Source organism: Nocardia mikamii NBRC 108933 (assembly GCF_001613505.1).
GTDB classification, from domain to species: domain Bacteria; phylum Actinomycetota; class Actinomycetes; order Mycobacteriales; family Mycobacteriaceae; genus Nocardia; species Nocardia mikamii.
In genome coordinates this window covers 461,147-485,640 of sequence record NZ_BDCM01000003.1, presented here as the reverse complement: position 1 = coordinate 485,640, position 24,494 = coordinate 461,147, and the positions used below count along the sequence as shown (strand labels likewise).

General features: G+C 68.8%; 23 protein-coding genes and 1 riboswitch. Of the genes, 16 read left to right on the top strand and 7 right to left on the bottom strand.

Annotated features, from left to right (window positions below):
* Window positions 1–15: 15 nt before the first annotated feature.
* A riboswitch (SAM riboswitch) is annotated at window positions 16–129 on the bottom strand.
* Between the two features lie 106 nt (window positions 130–235).
* A complete protein-coding gene (locus tag NMI01S_RS03790) occupies window positions 236–700 on the bottom strand; it encodes a flavin reductase family protein (protein ID WP_084512377.1) in 465 nt (154 codons plus the stop codon).
* Window positions 701–884: 184 nt separating this feature from the next.
* Here NMI01S_RS03790 and NMI01S_RS03785 point away from each other — a divergent pair, with 184 nt between their 5' ends.
* Entirely contained in the window at window positions 885–1,706 is an 822-nt protein-coding gene (locus NMI01S_RS03785) for a crotonase/enoyl-CoA hydratase family protein (RefSeq protein ID WP_062994552.1), read from the top strand.
* Window positions 1,707–1,836: 130 nt separating this feature from the next.
* Here NMI01S_RS03785 and ppa read toward each other — a convergent pair whose 3' ends face one another.
* Window positions 1,837–2,328, bottom strand: a complete 492-nt coding sequence (gene ppa / locus NMI01S_RS03780; RefSeq protein ID WP_062994551.1) for an inorganic diphosphatase — start codon at window positions 2,326–2,328, stop codon at window positions 1,837–1,839.
* A 268-nt stretch (window positions 2,329–2,596) separates the two neighbouring features.
* On the opposite strand from ppa, the gene NMI01S_RS03775 reads away from it, so the two are divergent.
* From NMI01S_RS03775 to NMI01S_RS03755, 5 genes are all read left to right on the top strand, one after another.
* Window positions 2,597–4,024: a D-alanyl-D-alanine carboxypeptidase/D-alanyl-D-alanine-endopeptidase gene (locus NMI01S_RS03775; protein ID WP_084512258.1), complete on the top strand. Its 1,428-nt coding sequence runs from the start codon at window positions 2,597–2,599 to the stop codon at window positions 4,022–4,024.
* A gap of 14 nt (window positions 4,025–4,038) precedes the next feature.
* Window positions 4,039–5,175 carry a zinc-dependent metalloprotease gene (locus tag NMI01S_RS03770; RefSeq protein ID WP_084512255.1) on the top strand — a complete coding sequence of 379 codons (1,137 nt, stop codon included), beginning with the start codon at window positions 4,039–4,041 and terminating at the stop codon, window positions 5,173–5,175.
* 173 nt (window positions 5,176–5,348) lie between these two features.
* Window positions 5,349–6,281 (top strand): tRNA lysidine(34) synthetase TilS, encoded by a 933-nt coding sequence (gene tilS / locus NMI01S_RS03765; RefSeq protein WP_062994785.1) that lies wholly within the window; start codon window positions 5,349–5,351, stop codon window positions 6,279–6,281.
* A gap of 24 nt (window positions 6,282–6,305) precedes the next feature.
* A complete protein-coding gene (hpt, locus tag NMI01S_RS03760) occupies window positions 6,306–6,860 on the top strand; it encodes a hypoxanthine phosphoribosyltransferase (RefSeq protein WP_062994550.1) in 555 nt (184 codons plus the stop codon).
* A gap of 376 nt (window positions 6,861–7,236) precedes the next feature.
* Window positions 7,237–8,115 carry a LysR family transcriptional regulator gene (locus tag NMI01S_RS03755; protein ID WP_062994549.1) on the top strand — a complete coding sequence of 293 codons (879 nt, stop codon included), beginning with the start codon at window positions 7,237–7,239 and terminating at the stop codon, window positions 8,113–8,115.
* 32 nt (window positions 8,116–8,147) lie between these two features.
* Here the strand turns inward: NMI01S_RS03755 and NMI01S_RS03750 are convergent, their stop codons facing one another.
* The 3 genes from NMI01S_RS03750 to NMI01S_RS03740 all read right to left on the bottom strand — a co-directional run bounded on the left by NMI01S_RS03750 (window position 8,148) and on the right by NMI01S_RS03740 (window position 12,423).
* Window positions 8,148–9,521: an amidase gene (locus NMI01S_RS03750; protein WP_062994784.1), complete on the bottom strand. Its 1,374-nt coding sequence runs from the start codon at window positions 9,519–9,521 to the stop codon at window positions 8,148–8,150.
* Between the two features lie 482 nt (window positions 9,522–10,003).
* Window positions 10,004–10,843 (bottom strand): SDR family oxidoreductase, encoded by an 840-nt coding sequence (locus tag NMI01S_RS03745; protein ID WP_062994548.1) that lies wholly within the window; start codon window positions 10,841–10,843, stop codon window positions 10,004–10,006.
* Window positions 10,840–12,423 carry an aldehyde dehydrogenase family protein gene (locus NMI01S_RS03740; protein WP_062994783.1) on the bottom strand — a complete coding sequence of 528 codons (1,584 nt, stop codon included), beginning with the start codon at window positions 12,421–12,423 and terminating at the stop codon, window positions 10,840–10,842. The genes NMI01S_RS03745 and NMI01S_RS03740 overlap by 4 nt, the downstream gene beginning before the upstream one ends.
* 390 nt (window positions 12,424–12,813) lie before the next feature.
* On the opposite strand from NMI01S_RS03740, the gene NMI01S_RS03735 reads away from it, so the two are divergent.
* Window positions 12,814–14,235, top strand: a complete 1,422-nt coding sequence (locus NMI01S_RS03735) for a PucR family transcriptional regulator (protein ID WP_062994547.1) — start codon at window positions 12,814–12,816, stop codon at window positions 14,233–14,235.
* A gap of 4 nt (window positions 14,236–14,239) precedes the next feature.
* Here NMI01S_RS03735 and NMI01S_RS03730 read toward each other — a convergent pair whose 3' ends face one another.
* The gene (locus NMI01S_RS03730) at window positions 14,240–14,491 is read right to left on the bottom strand and encodes a DUF2277 domain-containing protein (protein ID WP_062962132.1); all 252 of its coding nucleotides are present in this window, start codon (window positions 14,489–14,491) and stop codon (window positions 14,240–14,242) included.
* Window positions 14,492–14,675: 184 nt separating this feature from the next.
* Between NMI01S_RS03730 and NMI01S_RS03725 the strand changes: the two genes are divergently transcribed.
* Entirely contained in the window at window positions 14,676–15,497 is an 822-nt protein-coding gene (locus NMI01S_RS03725) for a DUF1266 domain-containing protein (RefSeq protein ID WP_245716688.1), read from the top strand.
* Between the two features lie 6 nt (window positions 15,498–15,503).
* On the opposite strand, the gene NMI01S_RS03720 is transcribed toward NMI01S_RS03725, so the two are convergent.
* A complete protein-coding gene (locus NMI01S_RS03720; RefSeq protein ID WP_062994546.1) occupies window positions 15,504–16,427 on the bottom strand; it encodes a hypothetical protein in 924 nt (307 codons plus the stop codon).
* 311 nt (window positions 16,428–16,738) lie between these two features.
* Between NMI01S_RS03720 and ftsH the strand changes: the two genes are divergently transcribed.
* The 8 genes from ftsH to NMI01S_RS03680 all read left to right on the top strand — a co-directional run bounded on the left by ftsH (window position 16,739) and on the right by NMI01S_RS03680 (window position 24,460).
* Window positions 16,739–19,129: an ATP-dependent zinc metalloprotease FtsH gene (gene ftsH, locus NMI01S_RS03715; RefSeq protein ID WP_062994545.1), complete on the top strand. Its 2,391-nt coding sequence runs from the start codon at window positions 16,739–16,741 to the stop codon at window positions 19,127–19,129.
* 75 nt (window positions 19,130–19,204) lie between these two features.
* On the top strand, window positions 19,205–19,876 hold the full coding sequence (gene folE / locus NMI01S_RS03710) for a GTP cyclohydrolase I FolE (protein WP_062994544.1): 672 nt from the start codon (window positions 19,205–19,207) through the stop codon (window positions 19,874–19,876).
* A 10-nt stretch (window positions 19,877–19,886) separates the two neighbouring features.
* Entirely contained in the window at window positions 19,887–20,786 is a 900-nt protein-coding gene (gene folP / locus NMI01S_RS03705; protein ID WP_174554432.1) for a dihydropteroate synthase, read from the top strand.
* Window positions 20,783–21,172 carry a dihydroneopterin aldolase gene (gene folB / locus NMI01S_RS03700; protein WP_062994542.1) on the top strand — a complete coding sequence of 130 codons (390 nt, stop codon included), beginning with the start codon at window positions 20,783–20,785 and terminating at the stop codon, window positions 21,170–21,172. The genes folP and folB overlap by 4 nt, the downstream gene beginning before the upstream one ends.
* The gene (gene folK, locus NMI01S_RS03695) at window positions 21,169–21,705 is read left to right on the top strand and encodes a 2-amino-4-hydroxy-6-hydroxymethyldihydropteridine diphosphokinase (protein ID WP_062994541.1); all 537 of its coding nucleotides are present in this window, start codon (window positions 21,169–21,171) and stop codon (window positions 21,703–21,705) included. Before folB ends, folK begins: the two co-directional genes overlap by 4 nt.
* 22 nt (window positions 21,706–21,727) lie before the next feature.
* The gene (locus tag NMI01S_RS03690) at window positions 21,728–22,198 is read left to right on the top strand and encodes a DUF3180 domain-containing protein (RefSeq protein WP_062994781.1); all 471 of its coding nucleotides are present in this window, start codon (window positions 21,728–21,730) and stop codon (window positions 22,196–22,198) included.
* A gap of 70 nt (window positions 22,199–22,268) precedes the next feature.
* Window positions 22,269–23,387 (top strand): DUF6779 domain-containing protein, encoded by a 1,119-nt coding sequence (locus NMI01S_RS03685; protein ID WP_218020904.1) that lies wholly within the window; start codon window positions 22,269–22,271, stop codon window positions 23,385–23,387.
* Window positions 23,388–23,476: 89 nt separating this feature from the next.
* On the top strand, window positions 23,477–24,460 hold the full coding sequence (locus tag NMI01S_RS03680) for an AurF N-oxygenase family protein (protein WP_062994540.1): 984 nt from the start codon (window positions 23,477–23,479) through the stop codon (window positions 24,458–24,460).
* The last annotated feature ends 34 nt before the right edge of the window (window positions 24,461–24,494 follow it).

Genomic DNA, 24,494 nt, shown 5'->3' with positions numbered 1-24,494 from the left:
GTGGAGGGTGGTCGGAGTCCGCGCTTGCCGTGCTCGGTCGAGCATCGGCCGGGTCGTCACCCGGAGCACCCCACCGCGGAGGAGGGTTGCCGACCAGCTAGCCGGGGCTTGACGCTGGTACTCGTGACCTGAGCTGAGAGTGGCAGAACCGGCCCGGCATTGTCAAGCACCGGCCGCGAGCGAGCAGTGGCACCGGACCGCCCCGGAAATCGAGGGGCGTGAAAGGGATTGCGGCTCAGTCCAATCCGGCCGGACGGTGATAGGTGCCGTTGTAGTACAGCAGCGGGTTGCGCATCGGCTCGCCACCGGTGTCGTCGTGCACCCGGGTGACCAATCCGACCACCAGAGTGTGGTCGCCGATGGGAATCAACCGATGCACGGTGGCCCGCACCCAGATCGGAGTGCCGTGCAGCACCGGTTCGCCCGTGTCCAGCGTCGACCACAACTCCGGGTCGGCGAAACGCTGTTCGGCGGCGCGCGAAAACCGTTGTGCCAGATGCTGTTGATGTTCACCGAGGAAGTGCACGACGACCGAATCGGCCTCACTCATCGCGTCGATGGACGAGGAGGTGTGCGCGATGTTGAACGAGATCAGCGGCGGATCCAGCGACAGCGACGCGAATGAGGTGGCGGTGAAGCCCACCGGGCGTTCCGGCCGGCTCAGGGTGACGATCGTCACTCCCGCGGGATAGTGGCGCATGGCCGCCCGGTACTGCGCTGCCGTGACGCCGTCGTGCCGGGGTTCGAGATGCTCGGGGTCGAGATCGGCCAGCTCGGCGTCGGGTCGCTGGGAACTGCTCACGCCTCCAACCTACGTCGTGCCCGCCCTCCCGCAATCCCGACGCCGTCCCGGCGCCGCCGAACTGCCCCGATACGCTGGACGAATGAGTGATTGGAAGGCTTTCGACGTCGAGCGCACCGGTCACGTCGCGCGAGTGACGCTGACCGGGCCCGGCAAGGGCAACGCCATGGGCCCGGATTTCTGGAGCGAGCTGCCGCTGATCTTCGGCGAGCTGGACGCCGACCCGGAGATCCGCGCGATCGTGCTCACCGGTTCCGGTAAGCACTTCTCCTACGGCCTCGATCTGCCCGCGATGAGCCCGACCTTCGGTCCGCTGCTGGGCGAGAAGGCCCTGGCCGCACCGCGCACCGATTTTCTCTACGAGATCCGCCGCATGCAGGCGTCGGTGACCGCGGTCGCCGACTGCCGCAAACCCGTGATCGCCGCGATCTCCGGGTGGTGCGTGGGTGGCGGACTCGATCTCATCGCCGCCGCGGATATCCGCCTGGCCAGCGCGGAGGCCAGCTTCAGCCTGCGCGAGGCCAAGGTCGCCATCGTCGCCGACATCGGATCGCTGCACCGGCTGCCGGGCATCATCGGCGAGGGCCATCTGCGCGAACTCGCCTACACCGGCAAGGACATCGACGCCGCCCGTGCGGAGAAGATCGGCCTGATCAACGACGTCTACCCGGATCAGGAAGCGGTTCTGGCCGCCGCGCACACGCTGGCGGAGGAGATCGCCGCGAATCCGCCGCTGGTCGTACAGGGCATCAAGGACGTGCTGGATCAGCCCAAGGCCGGCAAGGTGGCCGACGGCCTGCGCTACGTCTCGGCATGGAACGCGGCCTTCCTGCCCTCGGAGGATCTGACCGAGGCGATTCAGGCCGTCTTCGAGAAGCGCAAGCCGAACTTCCAGGGCAAGTAGCGCACGAGCCGGCGCCCTGCCGAAAAGGGCCGCCGAATCGGCGAAGGCGCCCGCGGGACGCATACGCCCGCGAGCGCCCTCGCTCGGTATGGATGCCCGGCGGCCCGGCGGTGCGGGCCGCCTGCGGCACTCAGTGCCCGCCCTGCTCCTGCAGCCGCTCGATCGCCTCGGTGGTGAGCGTCTCGGCCTTGGCCCGGCCGTCCCAGCCGTCGACCTTGACCCACTTGCCGGGCTCGAGGTCCTTGTAGTGCTCGAAGAAGTGCTCGATGGCCTTGCGCTCGAATTCCGGGATGTCGTTCACGTCCTGGATGTGATCCCAGCGCTTGTCACCGGCCGGCACCGCGACGACCTTCTCGTCGCCTCCGGCCTCGTCGCTCATCAGCAGCACGCCGACCGGGCGGGCCTCGACGATCACGCCGGGGAACACCGACTCGGGCAGCAGCACCAGGCAGTCCAGCGGATCGCCGTCGGAGCCGAGAGTGTTCTCGATGTAGCCGTAGTCGGCCGGATAGACCATCGGGGTGTAGAGGTAGCGGTCCAGCCGCACCCGACCCGTCTCGTGGTCGACCTCGTACTTGTTGCGCTGCCCCTTGGGGATCTCGATGGTGACGTCGAACTCCACGTCATCTCCTTCGTCCGATGCGTATGCGTTGATGCGGTACGGCTGCTCGCCGGCGTGTGCCGCGGCCGACTCGCCGACCGGTTCGGTGGGCTGCCGACTCGCCAGCTCGTTCGGTGGAACGCCGGCGAGGTGAGGATAGTGTGGTCGATGCGCGCATGGGTGCGGCAGGGAGCGTCCGCCTCACACGGGTGAATAGGGAGACAACTGTCACGTGGTAGGTCGAGGTAGGAAGAACATCGGTGGGCTGGCCGCTCGCCGACGCCGCAATATGTGGGTCGCGGTGCTGGTCGCGACCGTTGTCGCCGTCGTCGTGGCCGCGGTGGCCCTGGTGACGGTGCGGCCGTGGACCGAGGAGTTCCGGCACGGGGGTCTGACGATAGCCGCACCCCCGGCCCCCGTGAAGCCCTTTCCCCAGCTGAATCCCGCCTCGGCGAGCGCGCCCGAACCCAGCCGCCAGGGTCTGGCCACTGCCTTGGCCCAGGTGGCGACCAGTCCGGATCTGGGCAATTTCGCCGGATCGATCTCCGATCCCGACACCCGCGCCACGCTGTGGAGCGCCGATCCGGACAAGCCGATGATCCCGGCGTCCACCCTGAAGGTCATGACCGCGGCGGCGGCGCTGCTGGTCTTGCCGCCGGACCATCGGCTCACCACGCGGGTGGTGGCCGGTTCGGCGCCCGGTGAGGTGGTGCTGGTCGGCGCCGGCGATCCGACTCTGACCGCGCAGGCCGACGGCAAGGGCTACTACCCGAACGGGCCGAAGTTGTCGGATCTGGTGGCTCAGATCCGTGCCGCCGGGCATCCGGTCGACACGGTCGTGGTCGACACCTCGCTGTATTCGGGTCCGACTTCGCCGGCCGGCTGGGATCCGGCCGATATCGCGGGCGGTTCGTGGGCGCCGATCGAGCCGGTGATGATCGACGGCGGTCGCCTCGACCCGCTGGTCGAATATTCGCCACGTTCGGCCACACCGGCCCTGGACGCCGGTCGCCGGCTGGCGCTGGAACTGGGCGCCGACCCGGCGAAGGTGCGGCTGGGCAAGGCCGCGCCCGGCGTCCCCGAATTGGCCCGCGTGGATTCCGCGGAACTACGGGACCGCTTGCGGGACATGATGATTCACTCCGACGACGTGCTCGCCGAGACGATCGGCCGGGAGATCGCGGCGGCGACCGGCGGCGAGCAGTCGTTCGCCGGTGCCGCCTCCGCCACCCTGACGGCGTTGAAGGCGGCGGGTTTCGACACCGCGGGCGTCACCCAGATCGACAACAGCGGACTGTCCACCGACGACCGGGTTCCGGCGCGACTGCTCGACCGGATCATCGCCGAATCGGCCGCGTCCGCGCAGCCGGGCGGTGCGGATCCGGGCGGCACCACTCCGCCCTCGGTCGTGAACACCGGCGACGCCGCGGCGGTCGCCTCCCCGCTGGCGCCGCTGCTGGACTATCTGCCGGTCGCCGGTGGCACCGGATCGCTGGCGGTGCGGTTCGTCGACGGCGGCCCCGAACGCGCCGGAGCGGGCTGGGTGCGGGCCAAGACCGGAACTCTGTCGGTGTCGAGTGCGTTGGCTGGATATGTGTTGGATCGCGACGGCCGCGTCATGACCTTCGCGCTGATGTCGAACGACCGGCCCCCCGAGGCCAGCCGCCCGGCATTGGACGCCGTCGCCACCACGCTTCGCAACTGTGGATGCTCCTGACGGATGGAAATGCGATGACCGGATCCGGTGACCCCGCCGATGGCCGTACCGCCGACGATGCCGTGGTCGCCGGTAGCGAAGCCACGGACGTGGCGAAGAACGCGTCCGCGAAACGCTCGGTGCTGGCCGGCTCGGTCGATTGGCGGCTGGCCGCACGGGCCGGTAGTGCCGTCGTGCCGTCCGGTCCGCGCACCACGCGGTATTCCGCCGAACAGGTCGTCGAGGAACTGTCCGAGGCGTCCGTGCGGGCCGAGGGGCCGGTGCGCGAGGTGAGTCTGCTCCTCGACGACCAGCCCGTCCCGCAGGCCACGATCGTCGATCGCCGCGGCTGGATCCGCGCGGCCGCCGAATCCATGTCCGAACTCACCGGATCCGCCGACGACGACCGCGGACGCTTCGCCGGGAAACCGGCCGGCGTCCAGGCCGGGGCGATGCTGGCCTTCCTGTCCACCGCGATCCTCGGCCAATACGATCCGTTCAGCGGGCCGGACGGCACCTTGCTGCTGGTCGCGCCCAACATCATGGCCGTGGAACGCGCTCTGGGCGTCTCGCCCAGCGATTTCCGGCTGTGGGTATGCCTGCACGAGGTGACGCACCGGGTGCAGTTCTCCTCCGCGCCGTGGCTGGCCGACTATATGAAGCAGAACGTCGACACCCTCGGCGCCGTCGGCGACGAATCGGTGAACGAGGTACTCACCCGGCTGCTGGAGGAAATGCGTCGCCGGCGCGACAACGGGGTGAGCGACGATCCCGCCGATCGCGGCATCCTCGGCCTGCTGCGCGCCACCCAGCCGCCGCCGCAGCGCGACGCGCTGGACCGGTTGCTGATGCTCGGGACGCTGCTGGAGGGCCACGCCGACCACGTGATGGACGCCGTCGGCCCGGCCGTGATCCCCACCGTCGCGCAGATCCGCGAGGCCTTCGATCAGCGTCGCCGACGCCCGGCCAATCCGATTCAACGTCTGTTGCGCGCCCTGCTCGGGGTCGACGCGAAGGTCGCGCAGTACGTGCGCGGCAAGGCGTTCGTCGACGAGGTCGTCGGCACGGTCGGCATGCAGCGGTTCAACACCGTGTGGACCGATGCCGACACTCTGCCCCGGCCCGACGAGATCAGCACCCCGCAACGATGGATCGACCGAGTCCTGGGGTGAACCCGGCGGATCTGCCCGCGGAGGCGCCGGGAACGGATCCGGTGCCGGCGGCGGAGATCCGATCGCCCGACGATGCGGAGTCCTCGTCGGCGTCCGAGCCGGTCCGACTGGGCGAACAGGAGGCGCGGGCAGCGGAGCGGGTCCGGCTACCGGAGACCCGAGCGGTCTTGGTCATGCGCCACGCCGTGCGGGATTGGCTCGTGCGCTACGCGCCGGGCGGGGTGGTTGCCGTCGCGCTCTCGGGCGGGGCGGATTCGCTGGCACTGACGGCTGCGGCGCTGGCCGAGGCCGTGGCGGTCGATGCGCTCATCGTGGATCACGGGCTGCAGGACGGGTCCGCGGAGGTCGCCGCCGAGGCCGCCGCCGTGGCCCGGCGACTGGGATGTCGATCCGCGCGGGTGTGCCGGGTGCGGGTGAGCGGCGCGGGTGGCCCGGAAGCCGCCGCCCGGGAGGCGCGCTACCGGGCACTGGACGAGGCGCGAGACGGACTCCCGGTGTTGTTCGGGCACACCCTCGACGACCAGGCGGAAACCGTGCTGCTCGGATTGGCGCGCGGCTCGGGCCCGCGTTCGATTCGGGGGATGGCGGAATTCGACCAGCCCTGGGGCCGGCCGCTGCTGGATGTGCGGCGCGCGGTTACTCGGGAGATGTGCCGGGATCTGGGTCTGGTGCCGCACGAGGACCCGCACAACGCCGCCCCCGAATTCACCCGTGTTCGGTTGCGGACCGAGGTGCTGCCGCTGCTGGAGGAGGTCCTCGGCGGGGGTGTGGCACCGGCGCTGGCTCGAACGGCCGCGCAACTGCGCGAGGACGGCGAGGCGCTCGATGCGATTGCCGATCGATTGCTGATCGACGCGCGTGATGGTTCGTCGCTGTCGGTCGAGACACTCGCCACGGTTCCGCCCTCGATCCGTCGGCGAGTCATCCGGGCCTGGCTCCTCGATGGCGGCGCAAAGGCCTTGACGGACAAGCATTTACGTGCGGTGGAGTCCTTGATCACCGATTGGCACGGGCAGGGCGGCGTCGCGGTCGGCGGAGGAATGCCGGGGATCAGGTTGGTTGCCAGGCGCGAACGTGGCAGGCTGACGTTGGCGTTCGCACGATAACGACCCGAAGGGAAGCCAGCACACGTGTACGGGGACGACATAGCGTCGGTGCTGATCACCGAGGAGCAGATCCGAGCCAAGGTCGACGAGCTGGCCGAACTCATCGCGAAGCGATATCCCCCGGACGCGCCCGAGGGTGATCTGCTGCTGGTCGGAGTGCTCAAGGGTGCGATCTTCTTCATGACCGAACTGGCGCAGGCGCTGCCGATCCCGACGCAGATGGAGTTCATGGCCGTCTCGTCCTACGGATCGTCCACCTCCTCCTCCGGCGTGGTCCGGATTCTGAAGGATCTGGACAAGGACATCGCCGGGCGCAACGTGCTGATCGTCGAGGACATCATCGACTCCGGACTCACCCTGTCGTGGCTGATGCGCAACCTCTCCAGCCGCAACCCCGCCTCGCTGGAGGTGGTGACGCTGCTGCGCAAGCCCGATGCGCTGCGCACCCACATCGAGGTCGGGCACGTCGGATTCGACATCCCGAACGAATTCGTCGTCGGGTACGGATTGGACTACGCCGAGCGTTACCGCGATCTGCCCTACATCGGCACCCTGAACCCGCGGGTCTACAGCGCCTGAACTGGGCACATGACCGAATTGGTGACCGAATTCCGCCGGAGTGTGGCGAAAATCACCGTTTGACGATGTTCCCTGCGCAATCGCTATCGATGAAAGTTGCTGATCGGCCGGGATGGCGGGCCGTATCGGCGGCGGAACTCTCCGCGCCGCGCTGGATATGACAACGCCGCAGGTCGACGCCTGCGGTGACGTCGTTTCATCGGCTTCTCGCGACGGCTGTCGCATTCGCTGGAAATTGTCCGAGGCGATTGTGCTGGAGTTATGGCGGAGCCCTATGCTGTCAGTAACAAACCGTTTGGCTGTTTATGACCCTCTATTCAGACTCGAAGGTCTAAAGCGGCTAGATTTCCCTGACCGATTCTGATAGCAAGGTGCTATGGACCCGCATTTGCGCGACCTGCGGTACTTCGTCGCCGTCGCTGAGGAACTGCACTTCACCAATGCCGCGCAGCGGCTGCACATCGCTCAACCCACCCTCTCGCGGCAGATCCGCCAGCTCGAGCGTCAGCTCGACGTGGTCCTGTTCGATCGCAACCAGCGCAGCGTCGCGCTGACCGTCGCCGGTAAAGAACTGCTCGAGGGCGCCCGCCGCATCCTGGAGCTGTGGGAGGTCACCAACGTGGCCCTCCAGGAAGCCGGTGAGGTGTTGCGGGTCGGTATCCAGAGCTCGATCGGACGCGGTCTGATCGCCGAACTGGAAAGCGCCAGCGGACATCGCCTGGCCCTGCATTCGGCATCCTGGACCGATCCCTCCAGCGGCCTCGCGGGCCGGCAGGCCGATCTGGCGTTGATGTGGTTACCGGTGCCCGATTCCGGGCGCTACCGCTGGCAGGTGCTACGCACCGAGGCGAGGTGGGTGCTGCTCCCCGAGAACCACCGGCTGGCCGACCAGGAGGCCATCGAATTCGCCGATCTGATCGACGAGCCGTTCATCGCGATGCCCGCCGAAGCCGGTGCGGCACGCGACTTCTGGCTCGGCGGTGACGCCCGCGGCGGGCGGCAGGCCAAGATCGGCGGCGAGGCCGCCACCGCCGAGGAACGGCTCGAGGCCGTCAGCCTCGGGCTCGGTGTCTGCCTGCTGGCCGAGAACAACGTGCCGATGTACCGGTGGCCCGGGCTCACCGCCCGCCCGGTCGCCGGCCTCGCGCCGTGTGAACTCGCCATGGTGTGGCGCGCGGACGACGACCGGCCGACCATTCTCGATTTCGCCAATCGCGTTGTGGCCGGAGGATTTTCCGTCGTCGAAGACGACTGATAAACGCGGTCGTCGAAGACGAGCGGTAGGGCTCAGGCGGTGCGCTGCCAGGGCTGAGCCGTCTCCAACTGGGCGGCCAGGCGTAGCAGCGTCGATTCGCTGCCGGGCGGCCCGGCCAGCTGCGCGGCCACCGGCGTCCCGGTGCGCGGGTGCAGCCCCATCGGGACGCTCACCGCGGGCCAGCCGACCAGATTCCACAGCGGCGTGAACGGCGAGAAGCGAACGTTGGCAACGACATTGGCCAGCCAGCCCCGGGCGTGCCAATTGCGCGCCGCGGGGGCGGGCGTGGCCAGCGTCGGGGTGATCACCACATCGTGCTGCTCGAAGAAGTCGAGCAGCCGCGCCTCGATCCGGTCGACCTGATTCGGCCGGACCAGGCCGGTTCTCAGCACCGCCCGGCCCAGCGCGATATGCACGCGGCTACGGCGTTGCAGCAGTTCCGGATTCGCGACCGCACCCGCCTCGCGTGCCGCGTTGGCCAGCCAGCGCCACGCCAGCGCGGTGGTCGCGCCCTGATACGGAAGTGCGGCGGGCACGACGCCGTGACCGGCCTCGTCGGCGAGCCGGGCGGCGGTCTGCGCGGCCGCGGCCCAGTGCTTGTCCACCCGGACCAGCTGGGACGGCGATCCGGGTGCGATCGCGATGCGCAGCGGCGTCGGCGGTTCCAGATCGGCCAGGGCCGGCCGGTCGGCCAGCACCGACAGCATGAGCGCCGCATCGGCGACCGTGGTCGCGAGCACCCCGTTCTCGGTCATGCCGCTCCAGGAGTCGACACCGACCTGGGCCGGGACCACGCCGCGTCCCGGCTTGATGCCGACTACGCCGCAGCACGCGGCGGGTATGCGCACGGACCCGAGTCCGTCGTTACCGTGGGCCACCGGCACGAGTCCGGCGCCGACCGCGGCACCCGATCCACCCGAGGAGCCACCGGCGCTGTGACGAATATTCCACGGGGAACGAGCAATTCGCTCGGGCGTGTCGGAGGTGCCCCACAACCCGCCCTCCGGCATCTCGGTCAGGCCCACCACGACCGCGCCCGCGGCCCGCAACCGCCGCACCACCGGGTGATCGGCGGCAGCGGGGACGCCCGAGCCCGCGCGCGAACCCGCGTCGGTGATCTCACCGGCCACATCGATGTTGTTCTTCACCGCGACGGGGACGCCGGCCAGCGGGAGGATGTCGAGGTCGGCGCGGTCGGCCAGGGCGCGGCTCTCTTCCCGTGCCCGCTCCGCGCGGACGGTGTGGAAGGCGCCCACCCGCGTATCGCCCCCGGCGATGCGATCCAGCGCGGCGTCGACGACCTGCCCGGCCGTGACCAGACCGTCGCGCACCGCGGCGGCGATCGCGATGGCGGTCGTCAACTTCGCCGGGTTCGGGACGCCCTCGGCGTCCGCCGGCTGCTCCATGGGAGGGGCCTGCTCCGCGCCCGCCGGTTGCCCGGCCTCGGTGGATGTGCCTTCCGCCCGCGTCTTCGCGGGCGGTTGCGACGGATTGTCCGATGCGGACCCCGCCTCGGCGTCGGCGGGGGAATCCTGCTGCGGCATATCGGTTTCGGATTCCGGGCCGGAGGCCGGATCAGCTGGTCCCGAACCGGTGGTTTCGTCTGCGTCCACTGCTACCTCCCGGGTGGCGCGCGAGACGGCGTTCGATATCGCGTCGGCTAGTGCGGTGCCCTCGTCGTGCATATGTCAAAGCCCCCGTCGCGTTGTGATCGATATGGGCTGTTTCGATGTTGTCGCGCAAGTTATCACTTTCGGCGACGCACACCGTTGATGATCACGGGGCGTGGCGGATGGTGCCGCCGAACCACCACCGCGCCGATACCGAATGCACGGTGGCCGCGGCGCCCCACTGGACACCGCGGCCGGACAGTTCGTCTCGCTCCGCGCTATTCGGTTCCGCCGCGGACCCGTTCCTCGTAGGCCTTGCGGGCCGCCGAATCGACGTCGCCGAGGAAGGTCTGCTGGGCGCCCAGGGCACGCCCGATCGCATCGCCCAGCGATTCCGGCAGCAGTCCGACCACCTGCGAGATGGCGCCGGCCACCTTGGTTACGCGGACCTTCGACTTCGGCGCCACCAGGAGTTTCGCGATGGCCTCGGCGATCTCCTCCGGCTCGGCCGGGCGCATCAGCTTCGGCGCCGAAACACCAGATCCCAGTTCGGTATTCGTCAGCGTCGGCAGCACCGAGGAGAACGACACGCCCGTATCGCGATACTCCTCCCGCAGCGTGTCGGTGAAGCCCAGGACCGCGTGCTTGGTCGCGTTGTAGGTCGCCAGACCGGGGATGTGGGTCTCACCGGCGAGGGAGGCGATATTGATGATGTGGCCGCTGCGCCGCGGCAACATCCGGCCCAGCGCCAGTTTCGAGCCCAGGATGACGCCGTAGACATTGATATCGATGATGCGGCGGGTCAACGCATCCGGTTCGTCGACCACCTTGCCGGTGGGCATGATGCCGGCGTTGTTGATCAGCACATCGACGGGTCCCAGCGCCCGTTCCACCTCGTCGAGGAAACCGCTGAACGACTGCTGGTCGGTGACGTCCACCCGGCCGTAGTGATCGAAATCGTGGTCGGTGCCGGACTGTTTGACGGCCGTCTCGTCCACATCGCCGATGGCGATCTTCGCGCCGAGTTGCTGCAGCCGGGTCGCGGTCGCCAGGCCGATACCGCGGGCGCCGCCCGTGATGACGACGACCTTGCCGTTGATCTTGCCGAAGTCGGTCACTTCTTCCCTCCGACCGTGTCGAGCACGTCCTTGATGCCCAGCCGGCGCATGCCGCGCGCACCCGCGGCGCGCATCGCGGCCAGCGCGAAACCGAGTTTGGTGGTGTTGTACGGGAACCACATGAGTTCTTTTTCCTGCGTGGGCAGGATCGGCACGGTGATGGCCTGTTTGCGGCAGTACTTGCGCACGCCGTCGGCGCCGCCCCAGCGCGCGCCCACACCGGACTGCTGCCAGCCGCCCATGGGCAGTGCGAAACTGAACATGTTGGCGAAGACGTCGTTGATGTTCACCGCGCCCGCGTTCAGTTGGCGCGCAACGCGTTCCCCGCGAGCCTTGTCGCCGGTCCAGACCGACGCCGACAGGCCGTAGATCGAATCATTGGCCAGCCGAACGGCTTCGGCCTCGTCGGCGACCTTCATCACCGGGATGGTCGGGCCGAAGGTCTCCTCGGTCATACAGCTCATCGAGTGATCGACGTCGGCCAGCACGGTCGGCTGGTAGAAGGTACCCACACCGGTGGCCTTGCCGCCGGTCACCGCTCGCGCGCCCTTGGCGATCGCATCCTCGACGTGGCCGGAGACGATGGCTTTCTGCGCGTCGTTGGCCAGCGCGCCGACATCGTATTTCGGCTCCCGCCCGTCGGCGCCCTGCCGCAGTTCGCGCACGTGCGCGGCCAGTTTCTCGACGAAGGTGTCGTAGACCGGCGCCTCGACATACACCCGCTCGACCGAGATGCACACCTGCCCGGCGTTGAACAGGCCGCCGAAGGCGATGCCGTAGGCGGCGCGGTCGATATCGGCATCGGCCAGCACGATCGCCGGATCCTTGCCGCCGAGTTCCAGACTGTAGGGGATGAGCCGCTCCACACAGGCGGCGGCGATCCGCTTACCGGTCTTCGTCGACCCCGTGAACTGCACGTAGTCGACGTTGTCGACGACCGCCGCACCCGTCTCGCCGGCGCCGGTCACCACGGCCAGCACCGGCGGCGCACCGATTTCGGCCCAGCCGCGCGCCAATTCCAGGGCGGACAGCGGGGTCACCTCGGACGGCTTGAGGACGACCGCCGCACCGGCGGCCAGCGCCGGAATCACGTCGATCACCGGCATCGCCAGCGGGAAGTTCCACGGCGTGATCACGCCGACCACGGGATAGGGCCGGTAGGCGGTGGTCAGCTTCTTGACCCGGGCCAGCGGGCTGTGCGGGGAGGGATGTTCGTCGGAGAGGAACTTGCCGGCGCGCCGGGCGTAGTAGCCGGTGAGGTCGACCGAGAAGCTCGGATCGATCAGCGCGTCGACGCGGGCCTTGCCGGTTTCGGACTGCAGCACATCGGCGAGATGGTCGGTGTGATCGATGATCCAGTCCTGCAGTTTCAGCAGCCACTCCTTGCGGCCCTCCGGCCCGATGGCCTCCCATTCGGGCTGGTACAGCCGCAATTCGCGCACCTTGGCGGCGACCGCGTCGGCCGATTCGGCGGGGACGGTGCCCACCAGCTCGCCGGTCGCGGGGTTACGCACCTCGATGTCGGTGACCACCGCGGTCGCCGCCGTGGCCTGCCGCGCGGGTGCCGGGTCCTTCTTCACGGTGGCCGCCGGGGCCGATTTCGTCGCCGCCGGTGTGCTCGACTTCGCGGCCGGGACGGACTTCGCCGCCTTCGCGGGCGTCTTCTTGGCCGCGGTCCGGCCCGCGGTCTTACGGGCGGCCGGCTTGCCGGCGCCGGTCGATTTCCCGGCCGTGGATTCGCCGGGTGACGGTTCGGTATTCGGCACGATGCTGTCTCTCCCCACGTGCGCTGCGCTGCGAACGGTTGACATTGTGAATCACTTCACTGATCTATGATCGTGTCACAATGATTCGCGCGCTGCTTGGTCTTTGCGGTCAAGGTATCGACCGGAATTTGGCACCGGAGCACAAAAATTCAGCGTCCGCCGGCGTGCTGCGAAACGAGATCGGGTGAACGAGGGGAATCGGTGATGGCGACAGCCCCGTCCGATGTGGCGGTCCGGCAGTGGATGGCCGATTTCGTCGCCGAGACACTGCGCGGCGAGACCCTCGAACAGATGGTGGCGCGGCTCGACGCGCAGATCATCGGCCGCGTGCAGGAGCTGGCCGACCGCGATCTGCGCCGCGATCTGGAATCCAGCACCCGGGCACACGCCCTGGCCGTCCTCAGCGGTCTGACCCAGGACGCGATGGAGTACGCGGTCCCCGAACAGGCGCACGCCTTCGCTCGCACGCTGGCCCGCCGCGGCTACGACCTGCGGCTGTTGCTGCGCGTCTACCACGCCGGCCAGGAGGCCGCGATCGACTACATGACCGAGGTGATCGACGAGCGCCGGCTGCCCGAGCAGTTCGAGCGCTCGGCGCTGATCCGGCTGTTCGAACGCTCCACTCGCTGGGTGAACACCTCCGTCGAGGCGCTGACCGACACCTATATGCAGGAGCGGGAGCGCGGCCTGCGCGCGGCGCTCAACCAGCGCACCGAGATCGTGCGGACCTTGCTGTCGGGGGAGGACGTCGACGCGGACCACGCCTCGGCGCGGCTGGGATTCCGTCTCGCGCAACGCCAGGTCGCGATCGTGCTGTGGACCGATTCCGCTGCGCGCGGTGCCGGGACGCTCCTGGCCACCCCGGCGGACGGGTTCGCCGGTGCCGGGAACCGTTTCGACCTCCCCGGCCCGGGCGACGGCCGGCGGGAAGGCCCGGACACCGGGACCGGACCGCTGGGCGACGGTATCGCCGGAAACGACGGCGCCGCGGGCGACCCCGCCACACCCATCGCGGACGACCGGCTGGCGGCCGGCAGCGACGAACTCGGGCGGCTGGAGCGGACGGCCACGCGGCTGGCCGGCGCGCTCGGCGGGGTCGGCGTCCTCACCGTCCCGGCGGGATCGGCGGCGCTGTGGGCGTGGCTCGCGGCCGATGCCGAGGCGGTCGCCGCGGTCGCCGCCGATATCGTCGCCGCGCCGATACGCCTCACGCTGGGGTCGTCCGCGACGGGTGTGGCGGGGTTCCGGCAGAGCCATCGCGATGCGATCGCGGCCAGGCAGGTGGCCGAGCGGGCGGCCGTCGATCTCGGCCGGGTGCTGCCGTACGCGCGGGTCGAACCCGCCTATCTGGCCGGCGCGGACGTCGCGGCGATGCGCGCGCTGATCCGGCGGGAACTCGGACCGCTGGCCGCGCCGGATGCGAATTCGGCGCGGCTGCGCGAGACGCTGCTCGCCTATCTGCGCTGTCACCGCAGCCCGGAGGGCGCGGCGGCGCGCCTGGGCGTGCACAAGAACACGGTCCGCTACCGCATTCAGCGCATCGAGGAAACACTCGGGCGTCGCATCGAGGAATGCGGCCTGCGGCTCGAGCTGGCGCTGGAATGCGTCGCGGTCTACGGGGTGTGAGCGCTCAGACGCGGTCGCCGGTCGCGCGCAGCGGCGGTTCCGCGGCCGCGGTCACCGGATGGTCGGGCAGTTCGGCCAGCAGCGTCGTCGTCGCCGCGGCCACCGCGGCCACCGCCTTGTCGAACGCCGGTTTCGTGACATACGACAGACCGGTCAGGCCACCCACCTTCCGCACGTATTCCTGTGCGGCAGCGAAGATTTCCTGCTCGGTGGCGCGGGGTTCGAGCCCGCGCAGCACGGTGATGTTGCTACCCATGGCGCCGAGAGTAGCCCTAGGCAGGGGCTTACGGCGCCCGATGAAACGGCAAATGTGAAAAATGTGTGTATCGGACTGCGGCGGTATGTCCAGAAGCGCCGGAATCCGGCTTTCCGGGTCACAGTCGACACGGCATCGGGAGATAACCGAACCCCCGGATGGCGGATGCGACACAATCGGAACCATGGCTGCCCGCGACATGCCGACCCTGACCACATTCCCCTATCCGGAACTGGACGAGCGCGAGGACGACCACTGGTCCGGCGCTCAGGTTTCCGACGACGAACTGCGCGCGCTGTCCCTGGGGGCGTTCTACTCCGCCCGCTGGGACGCCTTCCACGATGCCCTGCTGCTGGGACCCGAACGAGAACATCCGCTCGGCGACCGCCGCGAACTGGCCATCGACACTCTGACCGGGGCCTGGGGTATCACCGACGGGACCGAGGCGATGGCGTCGATGGAACAGCTGCTCGACGGGATGCACGCCCCGCTGTACGCGCTGGTCCATCCGCTGGTGAACGCGGCCCTCCATTCGCCCGAACGGGACCGCTTCGGCGAGCGCGCCGATCGGCATCGCGCCTTTCTGCGGCAGGTCGGGGCGTTTCGGGGAATGGACAACCCGGAGGCGCTGGTTCGCGACTACGACATCTGGTCCCAGGCGATCAAACTCGATCTGACCGGCCATCTGGTGCAGCCGCTGCCCGCCGACATCCAGGCCTGGGATCTGGCCCGGGTGGTGGCGGTGGCGCGGATGGCCTTCACCGCGGGCTACCTCGAGGCCGATACGGCCTGGGATTATGTGATGCGCGCGCTGCCGCCGGCGCAGAAGCGTTACCGCAACTGGCGGCAGTTCGGCGACGCCTATCTCACCGGCTGGACCTACTGGCAGGCCTGTGAGGACATGGCCGTGCTCAAGTCCGGCGGCACCGATCGCCGGCTCGAACTGGTCCGACTATGGATGCGGCCGACCAGTCCGTGGCGGCGCATCGCACTTCAGGGGGAGTAGCGCGCCTCAGTCGGGGAGCGAGCGCAGGATCCCGCGGCCGTAACGCTGGAACTGCGCATCGTCCACCATCGCCAGCGAATGCCGCTCGACCAGCAGTTCCCACTCCGAATACAGCTGTGCCACGCCCGGATCCGGCGGCGCCACGGCGCCGTCGGCGGATTCTCGCTGAATCGCGAAGTTCACCGCGCCGACGATCCGATCGGTATCGGCCCGGTCGGTCCCCAGAAAACTCAGCGTCGTGTTGCCGTCGGTGAGGTCGATGCCGTAATCGCCACCCGGCTCGTCGCCCGAACCCTTGCCGACCTCGGCCGAGATCAGCGCCGAGACCGGCATCTCGTGTGCGTAGCGCGGGGTGGAACCGATCGAGAGCAGCAGCACCCGCGCGGTGGTGACGGCCAGCAGTCCGCGCCCGCGTCCGGCCGGCGGGACCGCGGTGACCATCGCCGTCTCCAACATGAACTCGTCGGGGGTGACCATCGTGTGCAGTACTCCGGCGGCCGAGCGGGTCTCCCGCCGCGGCGCCATCCGCCGGACCGCGCGGTCCACGTCGGCGCGGGTCGGGCCGGTCTTACCCCAGACCGGGGCGGGTGGCACCAGATCGGGCGCCGACATATCGATGCGCTGGGTGGCCACGATCTGGGAGTTGATCCGTTCCACGATCACGGTCGCGGCCGGCACGTCGTGTTCGGCGATCAGCACCGGGAGCGGGGTGCGGTCGGCCGGGACGCCGGTGAGGACCGGACTGGGATAACGCAGGTAGATCTCGATCACGACGGCGTCGTCGGCGCGCCGGTTCAGCCGGACCTTCAGCAGGTCCGACACCGGAACGTCGAGCACCCGCTCGCCATCGGTGCCCGGCCGCAGAACCTGGAGTCGCCCGCCGCCGTGGCGCAGTATCGCTGTGGGTGTCCGTAGCTCGACTATGTCCATACCCCCTGCGTTCGTCCTGTGTTGTCGCTCACAATAGGTCGTGCATGCCATGATTGGGACCACTTGGACGGACACCGCGAGGTGATCGCCCGATAGGTCGGGAACCACCAGCGTTCTCCGACCGTTTACCTGTTGAACTGCATCAGCTGCCGAACTGCGCGATGTATCGAGTAGACCGTACGCGGTAACGTGGCTTGTCCGCATCCGTTCTGCCCGACCCGGTCGGTGCCGGTATGGATACGGCCCCGCCCGACGCATAGTAGGCATACACCGGAAACACCGGAAAGGACTGGCCCGCCGGCCGACGCTCTATGAACCGCAAGACAGTGTTTCGCAACCTGGCCATAGTCGCGGGCATCCTGCTCGTGATCTATCTGGTCAGCTACTTCAGCAACGACACGCGCGGCTGGAAGAACGTCGATACCTCGGTGGCGCTCACCCAGCTTGCCGACAAGCAGAACGTCAAGCAGGTCCAGATCGATGACAAAGAACAGCAGCTGCGCATCACCCTGAAACAGGGCAACGACGCGACCGGCGGGCAGAGCCAGATCATGGCCAAGTACCCCGGCGGCAGCGAGGTCTCCGCGCAGATCCTGCGCGATGTGCAGCAGTCCGGCGCGCCGTACAACACCGCGGTCAAACAGGACTCCTGGTTCACCCAGGTACTGCTGTTCGTGCTGCCGATGGTGATTCTGCTGGGCCTGTTCGTCTTCGTGATGGCCCGCATGCAGGGCGGTGGCCGCGGCGGCATGATGGGCTTCGGTAAATCCAAGGCCAAACAGCTGTCGAAGGATATGCCGAAGACCACATTCGCCGATGTGGCCGGCGCCGACGAGGCCGTCGAAGAGCTCTACGAGATCAAGGACTTCCTGCAGAATCCGGCTCGCTACCAGGCGCTGGGCGCCAAGATCCCCAAGGGCGTGCTGCTCTACGGTCCGCCCGGAACCGGTAAGACGCTGCTGGCCCGCGCGGTCGCGGGCGAGGCCGGGGTGCCGTTCTTCACCATCTCCGGTTCCGACTTCGTCGAGATGTTCGTCGGTGTCGGCGCCTCGCGCGTGCGCGACCTGTTCGACCAGGCCAAGCAGAACAGCCCCTGCATCATCTTCGTCGACGAGATCGACGCGGTCGGCCGCCAGCGCGGCGCCGGCCTCGGCGGTGGTCACGACGAGCGGGAGCAGACGCTGAACCAGTTGCTGGTCGAGATGGACGGTTTCGGCGACCGCACCGGCGTCATCATCATCGCGGCCACCAACCGGCCCGACATCCTGGACCCGGCGCTGCTGCGCCCGGGCCGCTTCGACCGCCAGATCCCGGTCGGCAATCCGGACCTCGCCGGTCGTCGCGCGATTCTGCGGGTGCATTCGCAGGGCAAGCCGATCGCGCCCGATGCCGATCTGGACGGCCTCGCCAAGCGCACCGTCGGCATGTCGGGTGCGGATCTGGCCAATGTGATCAACGAGGCGGCGCTGCTCACCGCGCGTGAGCACGGCAACGTCATCACGGGACCGGCCCTGGAGGAATCGGTCGACCGGGTGATCGGCGGTCCGCGTCGCAAGAGCCGGATCATCAGCGAACACGAGAAGAAGATCACCGCCTACCACGAGGGTGGTCACACCCTGGCCGCGTGGGCGATGCCCGATATCGAGCCCGTCTACAAGGTCACCATCCTGGCCCGCGGTCGTACCGGCGGCCACGCCATGACCGTGCCCGAGGACGACAAGGGCCTGATGACCCGGTCGGAGATGATCGCGCGCCTGGTGATGGCGATGGGTGGCCGCGCGGCCGAGGAGCTGGTCTTCCACGAGCCGACCACCGGCGCCTCGTCCGATATCGACCAGGCGACCAAGATCGCGCGTGCGATGGTCACCGAATACGGCATGAGTGCCCGGCTGGGCGCGGTGCGCTACGGGCAGGAACAGGGCGACCCGTTCCTGGGCCGCACGATGGGCACCGGCTCGGACTACTCGCACGAGGTTGCCCGCGAGATCGACGAGGAGGTGCGCAACCTCATCGAGGCCGCGCACACCGAGGCATGGGCGATCCTCAACGAATATCGCGACGAGCTCGACGCGCTGGCCAGTGCGCTGCTGGAACGCGAGACCCTGCACCGCAAGGATCTCGAACAGGTGCTCGCCACCGTCGACAAGCGGCCGCGCATCACCGCCTTCAACGATTTCGGTGAACGGGTGCCCTCGGACCGGCCGCCGGTGAAGACCCCGCGCGAACTCGCCGCCGAACGCGGCGAACCGTGGCCGGAGGAGGCCGAGACCCGCAAGCCGAGCCAGCCCGCTCCACAGCCGGTGCCGGCCAACGGCTATCCGCAGGAGGGCCATCGCAACCCGGCCCCGGCTCCGACCCCCGGCTACGGCTATCCGGCCCCGCAGCCCGGTAACTACCCGCGGCCCGCGAATGGCCCGGGATATCCGCCGCGGCAGGGTACGCACGGCTCCCGGCCGGATTACGGCGCTCCCGCCGGCTGGTCGGCTCCGGGCTGGCCGCCGCAGGAGGATTCGTCCGCGGGCGGTTCGTCGCAGCAGCCGGAGTACGGCGGCGGCTACGGCGGCGGATCCCAGGGATATGGCGAGCCTCAGCGCTACGGCGGTGGTCATCGCCGGCCCGAGTGGTCCGGAGATCAGGAGAGTTCGACGCAGAACGGCACCCAGGATCACGGCGATTGGGACGGACCGAACAGCCACCGCTGACCGGCTGCGATTAGGCTCGACGGTCGAACCGCGCTGTCGGCGCGTTGATTTACGTGATTGTGGAGGTGTCCTCGTATGTCGGCCAACAACAGCGCTCCCGCCGGGTCCGAGTCGGCGTCGGGCGCGGGTGCCGCCGTGGTTGCGGAGGCACCGGCGCCGATCGCGCTGGGTACCGGTCGGACCTTCGATCAGAAGCGGGCCGAGGCCGCGGTGCGGGAGCTGCTGGTCGCGGTCGGGGAAGACCCCGACCGTCCCGGGCTGATCGATACCCCGGCCCGGGTCGCGCGCGCCTATCTCGAAATGTTCGCGGGCCTGTACGTGGAACCGGATTCGGTGCTGAACACCACCTTCGACGAAGGGCATCAGGAATTGGTGCTCGTGCGTGACATACCGATGTATTCGACCTGCGAACACCACCTGGTGTCCTTCCACGGGGTCGCGCACGTCGGGTACATCCCGGGTCCGCAGGGGCGGGTCACCGGTCTGTCCAAACTGGCCCGCCTGGTGGACCTGTACGCCAAGCGGCCGCAGGTCCAGGAGCGACTGACCAGCCAGATCGCCGACGCGGTGATGCGGAAACTGGATCCGCGCGGCGCCATCGTGGTGGTCGAGGCCGAGCATCTGTGCATGGCGATGCGCGGTATCCGCAAGCCGGGCGCGAGCACCACCACCTCCGCGGTGCGGGGCCTGCTGCAGACCAACGCCTCCTCGCGCGCCGAGGCCCTCGACCTGATCCTGCGCAAATGAGCGATCGCCCATGAGCGCAGTGATCACTCCTCGGGACGGGCGCTCGTGCGTGGTGATGGGCGTGGTGAACGTCACCAGCGACTCCTTCTCCGACGGTGGCCGCTATCTCGATCCGGCGGTCGCGGTCGCTCACGGGGTGCGGCTGTACGAGGCGGGCGCCGACATCATCGATGTGGGCGGTGAATCCACCCGCCCGGGTGCCGTTCGCATCGATCCCGAGACCGAGGCCCAGCGGGTGGTCCCGGTGATTCGCGGCCTGGTGGAGGCCGGCGTGCCGACCAGCGTGGACACCATGCGGGCGAGTGTCGCGGCCGCCGCGATCGACGTCGGAGTGAGCGTGGTCAACGATGTCTCCGGTGGTCGCGCGGATGCCGAGATGGTGAAAGTCGTTGCCGCCGCGGAGATTCCGTGGATTCTGATGCACTGGCGGGCGAATGCCGACCATCGCCACATCGGCCCGGCCGACCATTACGACGATGTCGTGGGCGAAGTGCTGGCCGAACTCTCGGCGCAGGTGGATCTGGCCATGGCGGCCGGCGTGCATCCGAGCCGGCTCGTCCTGGACCCGGGCCTCGGCTTCGCCAAGAACGCCGAGCACAACTGGGCCCTGCTGGGCGCACTACCGGAACTGACTGCCCAGGGGTTGCCGATTCTGGTCGGCGCCTCCCGCAAGCGTTTCCTGGGTTCGCTGCTGGCCGACGAGTCCGGACCGCGTCCGCCCGACGGGCGTGAGGTCGCCACCGCCACCATCTCGGCCCTGGCCGCCCAGCACGGCGCGTGGGGCGTGCGAGTGCACGATGTGCGGTCGTCGCTCGACGCCATCGCCGTCGCGGATGCCTGGCGGCGGGCCGCCGAATCAACAGAGCGGCGGGCCGCCGAATCCGGTTCACACCATCAGGGGAGCGAGTGAGTACCGATCGCATCGAGCTGCGCGGCCTGCGCGCCTACGGTCACCACGGCTGCTTCGACTTCGAGCGCCGCGACGGCCAGGAATTCCTGGTCGACATCACACTCTGGCTGGATTTCGCGAAGGCGGCCGCGACCGATGAGCTGTCGGCCACCGTCGACTACGGTGAGCTGGCGCAACGCGCGGTCGCGATCGTCTCCGGTCCGCCGCGCAATCTGATCGAGACCGTCGCCGCCGAGATCGCCGACGATGTGATGCGCGACGAGCGCGTCGTCGCCGCGGAGGTGGTGGTGCACAAGCCCTCGGCGCCGATTCCGCACGCCTTCGCCGATGTCCGCGTGGTGGCCACCCGGCGGCGAGACGTACCGACCCCGGAGGTGGCCGGATGAGCCGTGCGGTGTTGTCGATCGGCTCGAATCTGGGGGATCGGCTCGCCCATCTCCGCAGCGTGGTGGAGGCGCTGTCACCGCAGCTGGTCGCGGTCTCGCCGGTGTATTCGACCGCGCCGTGGGGCGGAGTGCCGCAGGAAGACTTCCTCAATGCCGTTGTGGTGGTGGAGGATTCGGAGCTGGGCCCGCGCGATTGGCTGGCACGCGGACAGCAGCTCGAGCAGCGGTCCGGGCGTGTCCGCGAGATCCGCTGGGGCGCACGGACTTTGGATGTCGACGTGATCTGGTGCGCCGAGCTCCGCCCGGAGGGGCCGCGGCCGGTGACCAGTGCGGACCCGGAACTGACATTGCCGCATCCGCAGGCGCACAACCGCGCGTTCGTCCTGGTGCCGTGGGCCGAGGTCGAACCCGATGCGACGCTGGAGGTCGCCGGCCGGATCCGTCCGATCCGGGACCTGCTGGCCGAGCTCGACCCGGCCGACGTCGAGGGCGTCCGGCTCACCGACCTGTCGCTGTCCGCGGCGCAACGATGATCGGTGGCTGGTCATGAACGTCATGAGGCCGACCAAGATTCTGGATCTGCTCGCGAACGTCCTGATCGCCGCCGCGGTGGCGTGGGTGGCGACTCGCTGGGCCTATTCGAGCTTTCCGCCGATCACTGTGATCGCGGGCGCCTCGCTGTATCCGGTGGCCGCTGTGGAAGCGGTGCTGGCGTTCGTGATTCGCGCCCGCGTCGGCGATCACCGCATCGGTGACGGTCCGAAACAGTTGCATCCGATCACCGCGGCCCGCGCGGTGGCGCTCGCGAAGGCCTCGGCGCAGGTGGGGTCCTTGGCGGCCGGCGTGTGGCTGGGCTTTCTGATCTGGGTGCTGCCGCAGCGGTCGGATATGCGCGCGGCCGCCTCGGACACCCCCGGCGCCATCGTGGGTTTGATCGCCGGTGTGGTGTTGGTGGCCGCCGCGCTGTGGCTGGAGTATTGCTGCCGCGCGCCACATGAGCCACCAGACGAACCAGCTACCTCATAGCTAACACGATTGAGTCGAGTTCCGGACCAGCTGCGCGCCGAAATCCGCTATTCGAGTTACCCTTGCGGACATGGTTTCACCCTCCCGTAGCAGTGCTTCCCCGCGACAGCGGGACAACGCGGGAAAAATCGTCGTCGGCGTATTAATTCTGCTCGGTCTGATTGCCAGCGTGTTTCTGATTTTCAGCAACAATGTGCAGTTGGTCCGGGTCGGTTTGGTCGCGGCTCTGTGGGCCGCCGCGGTGGCCGCGCTGGCGGCGACCCGCTATCGCCGGGATGCGGCGATCGATCAGGCCAAGGCTCGTGACCTGCAGAAGGTCTACGAGTTGCAGCTCGAACGCGAGATCACCGCCCGGCGCGAATACGAACTCGGCGTCGAATCGCGGGTGCGCCGGGAGATCGGCGCGGACGCCGCCGAACTGGCCGCGCTGCGGGGTGAGCTGACCGTGTTGCGCGAAAGCCTGCAGCGGCTGTTCGACGGCGACCTACTGGTCGACCGACCGGCGCTGCGCGCCGAGGCTGTGCGCGTGCAGGCGCTCACCCACGCCACCGTGGCGAACGGTAGCTCGCAGGAAACCGACACCTGGGACGCGTGGAGTGCACCGGCCGTGCCGCTGCACGTGGTCTCACCGGTCTTCGACCCCGACCATCCCGAACCCCCGGTCTTCGCCACTCCGTACGACGATCCGGTGACGGCCGAGACTGCCGTGGTGTCGGCGGAGGCGTCGGATGAGGAGGGGGAATCGGCGGATGACGAAGGCGACGGCGACCGCCGGGGTGCGCCCGCGGAGTCCGGGCAGCCGGATCCGTCGGGGTCCGGATCGCCGAAGGCCGGATCCTCGAACGCAGAAGCGTCGAAGGCCGCATCGCCGAAGGTCGAGGCTCCCGGCCCCGCATCCGCCCGGACGGCCGACGACGGGCAGGTCGGCCCGGCGGCGACCTCGGTGAAATCCGGCACCGCGTCGGCGAACGAAACTTCCGAATCGGCGGCGGGCTCCGCCGAATCCGGCGACTCGCGCCCGAGTTCGTCGGTGCCGCGGCTGGCCCCCGCCCAACCGGCGACGACCATGGGTACCGCCGGTTCCCGCCGCCGTCGTCACGCCGATTCCGGCGAGGATCAGCCGGGACGCAAGCTCACCGTCGCGGAAATCATGGCGAATCTGCGATCGGAGCAGAACAGCTCCTCGTAATGCCCGCGCCGGCGGCCGTGAAACAGGTTGCATGTAACGCGCAGTATCGGTAACTTTCGCAGGAGGAGTACGCGAAGGAGACACCGAAGATGCTGTCCACTGCCGTAAAGAACACGTCGGCCGATCCCGAGTATCACGAGATCCTGCGTGGTCTGTCCGAGGGGTCGGTGCACAAGAACTTCGATCCCTACGTCGACATCGATTGGGACTCACCGGAATTCGCGGTCGATCCGACCGACACCCGCTGGGTCATGCCGGACGAGGACCCGCTGGGCCGCCACCCCTGGTACAAGGCGCAGCCGGTGGAACGCCAGATCGCGATGGGTATGTGGCGGCAGGCCGGCATCGCCAAGGTCGGCCTGGATTTCGAACAGCTGCTGATCCGTGGCCTGATGCAGTACCTGGTGTCGGTGCCCAACGGTGATCCCGAATTCCGCTACGTGACGCACGAGGCGGCCGAAGAGTGCAACCACACGATGATGTTCCAGGAGATGATCAACCGCATCGGCGAGGATGTGGTCGGCATGGGCACCATCGACCGCAAGCTCACCATGATCATCTGGCCGGCTGTGAAGTACTTTCCGGAACTGTTCTTCACGATGATCCTCGGCGGTGAGGAGCCCATCGACCATCTGCAGAAGTCGCTGCTGCGCGCCGGCACCGACCTGCATCCGATGGTGCAGCGGGTGATGCAGATCCACGTGGCCGAAGAGGCCCGCCACATCTCCTTCGCGCACGAATATCTGCGCCGCAACGTGCCCGGCATGAATCCGGCCACGAAGTTCGTGCTCTCGCTGCTCTTCCCGACCGCGATGCGGATCATGCTCGACATGATCATGACTCCGCCCAAGGAGTTCGTGGAGAAGTTCGACATCCCCGCGGAGGTGATGCGCGAGGCCTACTGGGGCAGCACCGAATCCCAGGTCACCATGCGCAACATCTTCGGCGACGTCCGGGCCCTGGCCACCACCAGCGGCCTGATGAACCCCGTGGCCAAGGTCGCCTGGCGCCTCCTGGGCATCCACGGCCCCACCTCCCGCTACCGCAGCGAACCCGCCCGCAAGGCCGCGTAGGGCGGGGCCGAGACCCCCGCCGCAGCGAAGCGGA

Excerpts from the sequence above, each read along its gene's own strand:
- NMI01S_RS03775 (WP_084512258.1), top strand. The coding sequence starts at position 2,597 with ATGTGGGTCGCGGTGCTGGTCGCGACCGTTGTCGCCGTCGTCGTGGCC.
- folE (WP_062994544.1), top strand. The coding sequence starts at position 19,205 with ATGTCGGCCAACAACAGCGCTCCCGCCGGGTCCGAGTCGGCGTCGGGC.
- NMI01S_RS03770 (WP_084512255.1), top strand. The coding sequence starts at position 4,039 with ATGACCGGATCCGGTGACCCCGCCGATGGCCGTACCGCCGACGATGCC.
- NMI01S_RS03725 (WP_245716688.1), top strand. The coding sequence starts at position 14,676 with ATGGCTGCCCGCGACATGCCGACCCTGACCACATTCCCCTATCCGGAA.
- NMI01S_RS03790 (WP_084512377.1), bottom strand. The coding sequence starts at position 700 with ATGCGCCACTATCCCGCGGGAGTGACGATCGTCACCCTGAGCCGGCCG.
- NMI01S_RS03785 (WP_062994552.1), top strand. The coding sequence starts at position 885 with ATGAGTGATTGGAAGGCTTTCGACGTCGAGCGCACCGGTCACGTCGCG.
- NMI01S_RS03755 (WP_062994549.1), top strand. The coding sequence starts at position 7,237 with ATGGACCCGCATTTGCGCGACCTGCGGTACTTCGTCGCCGTCGCTGAG.
- NMI01S_RS03680 (WP_062994540.1), top strand. The coding sequence starts at position 23,477 with ATGCTGTCCACTGCCGTAAAGAACACGTCGGCCGATCCCGAGTATCAC.
- NMI01S_RS03735 (WP_062994547.1), top strand. The coding sequence starts at position 12,814 with ATGGCGACAGCCCCGTCCGATGTGGCGGTCCGGCAGTGGATGGCCGAT.
- tilS (WP_062994785.1), top strand. The coding sequence starts at position 5,349 with ATGCGCCACGCCGTGCGGGATTGGCTCGTGCGCTACGCGCCGGGCGGG.
- NMI01S_RS03685 (WP_218020904.1), top strand. The coding sequence starts at position 22,269 with ATGGTTTCACCCTCCCGTAGCAGTGCTTCCCCGCGACAGCGGGACAAC.
- NMI01S_RS03730 (WP_062962132.1), bottom strand. The coding sequence starts at position 14,491 with ATGGGTAGCAACATCACCGTGCTGCGCGGGCTCGAACCCCGCGCCACC.
- NMI01S_RS03690 (WP_062994781.1), top strand. The coding sequence starts at position 21,728 with ATGAGGCCGACCAAGATTCTGGATCTGCTCGCGAACGTCCTGATCGCC.
- folK (WP_062994541.1), top strand. The coding sequence starts at position 21,169 with ATGAGCCGTGCGGTGTTGTCGATCGGCTCGAATCTGGGGGATCGGCTC.
- folP (WP_174554432.1), top strand. The coding sequence starts at position 19,887 with ATGAGCGCAGTGATCACTCCTCGGGACGGGCGCTCGTGCGTGGTGATG.
- NMI01S_RS03750 (WP_062994784.1), bottom strand. The coding sequence starts at position 9,521 with ATGGAGCAGCCGGCGGACGCCGAGGGCGTCCCGAACCCGGCGAAGTTG.
- ftsH (WP_062994545.1), top strand. The coding sequence starts at position 16,739 with ATGAACCGCAAGACAGTGTTTCGCAACCTGGCCATAGTCGCGGGCATC.
- NMI01S_RS03720 (WP_062994546.1), bottom strand. The coding sequence starts at position 16,427 with ATGGACATAGTCGAGCTACGGACACCCACAGCGATACTGCGCCACGGC.